This is a genomic window from Acidimicrobiales bacterium (genome assembly GCA_035316325.1).
In the GTDB taxonomy this organism is placed as follows: Bacteria; Actinomycetota; Acidimicrobiia; order Acidimicrobiales; family VFJN01; genus DASXTK01.
Map to the genome: position 1 here is coordinate 1 of DATHJB010000234.1, position 3725 is coordinate 3725.

A 3725-nucleotide genomic window follows, 5' to 3' on the forward strand; every position below is an offset into this window, starting at 1 on the left:
CACGATGAACGAGAAGCTCGTGTAGATCACGAACCCCCCGACGGCCACCGAGATGAAGGCGAAGCCGAGCAGCAGGTTGCGGAAGAAGGCGAACTGGTCCGCCATGTCGTCCTGGGTTTCCTTGGTCAACGCCTCGCCGGTGATGACCTCGACCTTGTCACCGGACAGCGTGTCGGCCACCCGGTTGCGGACGGTGGTCTGGGAGACGCCGCTGTCGGCGACGATCCCGATGCCGTCGACCTTGCCGGGCTCGGCGATCAGACGCTCGGCCGTCTCCTGGTCGAACAGGACGAAGCTGGCGCCCAGCGGGCCGTCGGCGGTGCCGAACTTGGCGATGCCGACGATCGTGGCCTCACCGTTGCCGGTGGGCGTCTCGAAGCGGGCGGTGTCGCCGACCTCGTAGTCGGTGGCGTCGGCGGTGGCCTTGTCGATCACGACCTCGTCGGAGCTCTCCGGGGCCCGGGATCCCTCGACGAGGTTGAACGGGTTGAGGTCGTCGACCACGCCCCAGCTGCCGCCGAAGGTGGGGGCGCCGAAGGCCGGGTTGCCGTAGGGCTCGCCGTCCTTGTCGATCAGGCGGGTGTAGCCGGTGACGGAGCCCTCGACCTGGGCGACGCCGTCGACGGCGGCGATCTGGTCGACGAGCGAGGCGTCGATGCGCGGGCGCGCCACGGTGCCCCCGCCCTCGAACCCCGTCTCGAACGCGCCTTCGCCGCGCACCCAGGCGTCGGTGCCCTCGTTGATGTCCGCGAACAGGTCGTCGAACGTGCGGGTCATCGTGTCGGTCAGCGTGAGCACGCCGCCGATGAAGGCGACGCCGATGGCCACCGCGATGAACGTGAGGATGTAGCGCCCCACGTGGGAGCGCAGGTCGCGGAACGAGAGCTTGAACACCGTCTGCCTCTGTCTCTCTGCCTCAGTCGAATCGCTTCAGCCGCTCGAGCACGCGCTCGGCGGTGGGATCGGGCATCTCGTCGACGATGCGCCCGTCGGCCAGGAACACGATGTGGTCGGCGTGGCCGGCGGCCACGGGATCGTGCGTGACCATGACGATGGTCTGCTGCAGCTCGTCGACGGCCTTGCGCATGAAATCGAGGATCTCGGTGCTCGACTTGCTGTCGAGGTTGCCGGTGGGCTCGTCGGCGAAGATGATCGCCGGCCGGCTGGCCAGGGCCCGGGCGACCGCCACCCGCTGCTGCTGGCCACCGGAGAGCTCGGCGGGGCGGTGGGTCAACCGGTCGGCCAGGCCGACGGTCTTCACCACGTAGTCGACCCACTCCTTGTCAGGGGAGCGCCCGGCGAGCTGCATTGGCAGCGTGATGTTCTCGATGGCCGTGAGCGTCGGCACCAGGTTGAACGCCTGGAAGACGAAGCCGATCCGGTCGCGCCGCAGCCGGGTGAGCTCCTTCTCGCTGAGCGACCCGAGCGGCACGCCCGCCACGAAGACCTGGCCCGAGGTGAGCCAGTCGAGCCCGGCGAGGCAGTGCATCAACGTGGACTTGCCGGAGCCCGAGGGACCCATGATCGCCGTGAAGCGCTCGCTGGGGATGTCGATGCTGACGTCGTCGAGGGCGCGCACCGCCGTGTCGCCCATGCCGTAGACCTTCGTCGCGTTGACCGCTGCAGCCGCCACTTCGGGGGGCGCGATCGGACTGTCGTTGGTGACCGTCATGGCCCCAACCCTACGCAGTGGGTGTGACAACGAAGGACCACCATTTCGGCCGTGACGCGTGGAAGCTCGGGCCGACTCGGCCCGAGCTTCCACACCAAGCGTGACGGGGGATCAGCTTGGCTGCTTGGTCACCCGCAGGTAGGGCTTCTTGGCCTCCCATCCGGCGGGGAAGCGCTCCTTGGCCTCCTCGTCGGTGACCGCAGGGACGATGATGACGTCCTCACCGTTCTTCCAGTCGGCGGGCGTGGCCACCTTGTGGTTGGCGGTGAGCTGCAGCGAGTCGATGACCCGGAGCAGCTCGTCGAAGTTGCGGCCGGTGGACGCCGGGTAGGTGAGCGTGAGCTTCACCTTGTTGTCCGGGCCGACCACGAACACCGAGCGGACGGTCGTCGTGTCGCTCGCGTTCGGGTGGATCAGGTCGTACGCGTCGGCGACCTTGCGGTCGGAGTCGGCGATGAGCGGGAAGTTCAGCTCGCTGCCGGTGACGTCGGCGATGTCCTGCTTCCAGTCCTGGTGGCTCTCGATCGGGTCGACGGAGAGGCCGATGACCTTCACGTTGCGCCGGTCGAACTCGGGCTTGAGGGCGGCGACCCGACCCAGCTCGGTCGTGCAGACCGGGGTGAAGTCCTTGGGGTGCGAGAAGAGGACCGCCCAGCTGTCGCCCTTCCAGTCGTAGAAGTCGACGTTGCCCTCGGTCGTTTCGGCGTTGAAGTTCGGGGCATCGTCGCCGAGTCGGATCGACATACCTTCCTCCTGGTAGCTCTAGTCGGAGGCTGAGCCTAGTCACACGGACGTCGAAAGGCGACCTACCCGGTCGGATTTAGGCGAGTTGTCCCGCGAGCATTTTGCTAACTAAAGTTAGCGCCCATGACCATCCTGACGAGTGTGACCGAGTTCGAGGACAGGTTCGTCGAGGCCATCCGTGACATCCAACGGCCGGTGCTCGACTACGTCCGCAAGGGCGTCGAGCGTGCCGAGGGGCGCATCCCCCGCGTGAGCTACCCCGCCGGCCTGCCGAAGCCCGCCGAGATCGTCGACAGCCAGGTCGAGTTCGCCAAGGCGCTCATCGACGCCCAGCGCGACTTCGCCCGCGAGCTCGTCGACGCCGTGACCCCGCTGGTGGAGCCGGAGGAGTCGGCGTCGGCGACCACGGCGCAGGCGACCACCGAGAAGCCGTCCAAGCCCAAGTCCGCCACGAAGAAGAAGGCCTGACCAGGTCCTTCACACTGCTGGCTCCAAGGGCCCGAGTGGAACGCACGCTCCCCCGTGTGCCTCCGCTCGGGCCCTGCCGCGTCAGCGCTTGACCCGGTTGCGCACCGACAGGACCGCCAGCGCCAGCAGGATCGGGCCCAGCAGGCGGGCGAACATCTCGACGTAGGCGCCGGTGGTCGTCAGCTCGTCGGCGCTGGTGCGGAAGACCACGGCGTTGAGCGACGTCCGCAGCGCCTCCTCGACGCCGGTACCGGCCGCCACGAAGCCCCGGGTGGTGAGCAGCCACGTCGTCGCCGTGACGAGGGCGACCAGGCCCAGCAGCGCCCGGCTCGCCCGCAGGCCGTAGCCGGAGAGCAGCCAGTACAGCGTGAGGACGAGGCGCTCGCTGCGGGGCGTCGTGGGGCTGAGCCGCCGCATCTCCATCTCGCCGTAGTAGAAGTCGGCCGCGCCCGGCTCGTTCTTGGCGTCCTCGAACGCCTTCCGCAGCTGCCGGTAGATGGCCGCGAGACCCTCGGCGTGGGTCGGCTGCCCCCAGCCGATCGTCCCGGAGGGCCGGGTCGGGTACTCGCTGGTCCAGCCCTCGGTCCGGCGGCGACGGCGGCCCCGCCAGCGGTGCTCCTCGACGATCGTCTGCCGTCGCGTCCACCACCACACGGGCGGCCAGGCCCGGCCGAAGCGCACGCCCCGGGGCGTGTCGGCGAACCGGCAGCGTCCCTCGATGCGCAGCTTGTCGAGGTTGTAGGCACCCCGGAAGCGGCACTGCGACAGGTCGACGCCGCTCAGGACGACCTTGCCGGCGTCGACCCCGCGCAGCGAGCTGACCGACCCGCTGCCCAGCGAC

Annotated in this window: 5 protein-coding genes; 1 reads left to right on the top strand and 4 read right to left on the bottom strand. The window is 69.0% G+C overall.

Features of this window, described 5'->3' with window-relative positions; translation table 11 throughout:
• The 3 genes from VK611_30295 to VK611_30305 form a co-directional block, all read right to left on the bottom strand.
• The coding region (locus VK611_30295) for an ABC transporter permease (GenBank protein HMG45659.1) at positions 1-894 on the bottom strand (894 nt) is incomplete at its 3' end.
• 22 nt (positions 895-916) lie between these two features.
• Complete coding sequence (locus VK611_30300; GenBank protein HMG45660.1) at positions 917-1672, bottom strand: ABC transporter ATP-binding protein; 756 nt, start codon at positions 1670-1672, stop codon at positions 917-919.
• Positions 1673-1783: 111 nt separating this feature from the next.
• Positions 1784-2416 (bottom strand): peroxiredoxin, encoded by a 633-nt coding sequence (locus tag VK611_30305; protein ID HMG45661.1) that lies wholly within the window; start codon positions 2414-2416, stop codon positions 1784-1786.
• A gap of 123 nt (positions 2417-2539) precedes the next feature.
• Here VK611_30305 and VK611_30310 point away from each other — a divergent pair, with 123 nt between their 5' ends.
• Positions 2540-2884: a hypothetical protein gene (locus tag VK611_30310; GenBank protein ID HMG45662.1), complete on the top strand. Its 345-nt coding sequence runs from the start codon at positions 2540-2542 to the stop codon at positions 2882-2884.
• Positions 2885-2965: 81 nt separating this feature from the next.
• Here the strand turns inward: VK611_30310 and VK611_30315 are convergent.
• On the bottom strand, positions 2966-3725 hold a 760-nt coding region (locus VK611_30315; GenBank protein ID HMG45663.1), incomplete at its 5' end, for a hypothetical protein.

Bases quoted from the DNA above. Each gene is read 5' to 3' on its own strand.
- VK611_30300 (HMG45660.1), bottom strand. From the start codon at position 1,672: ATGACGGTCACCAACGACAGTCCGATCGCGCCCCCCGAAGTGGCGGCT.
- VK611_30305 (HMG45661.1), bottom strand. From the start codon at position 2,416: ATGTCGATCCGACTCGGCGACGATGCCCCGAACTTCAACGCCGAAACG.
- VK611_30310 (HMG45662.1), top strand. From the start codon at position 2,540: ATGACCATCCTGACGAGTGTGACCGAGTTCGAGGACAGGTTCGTCGAG.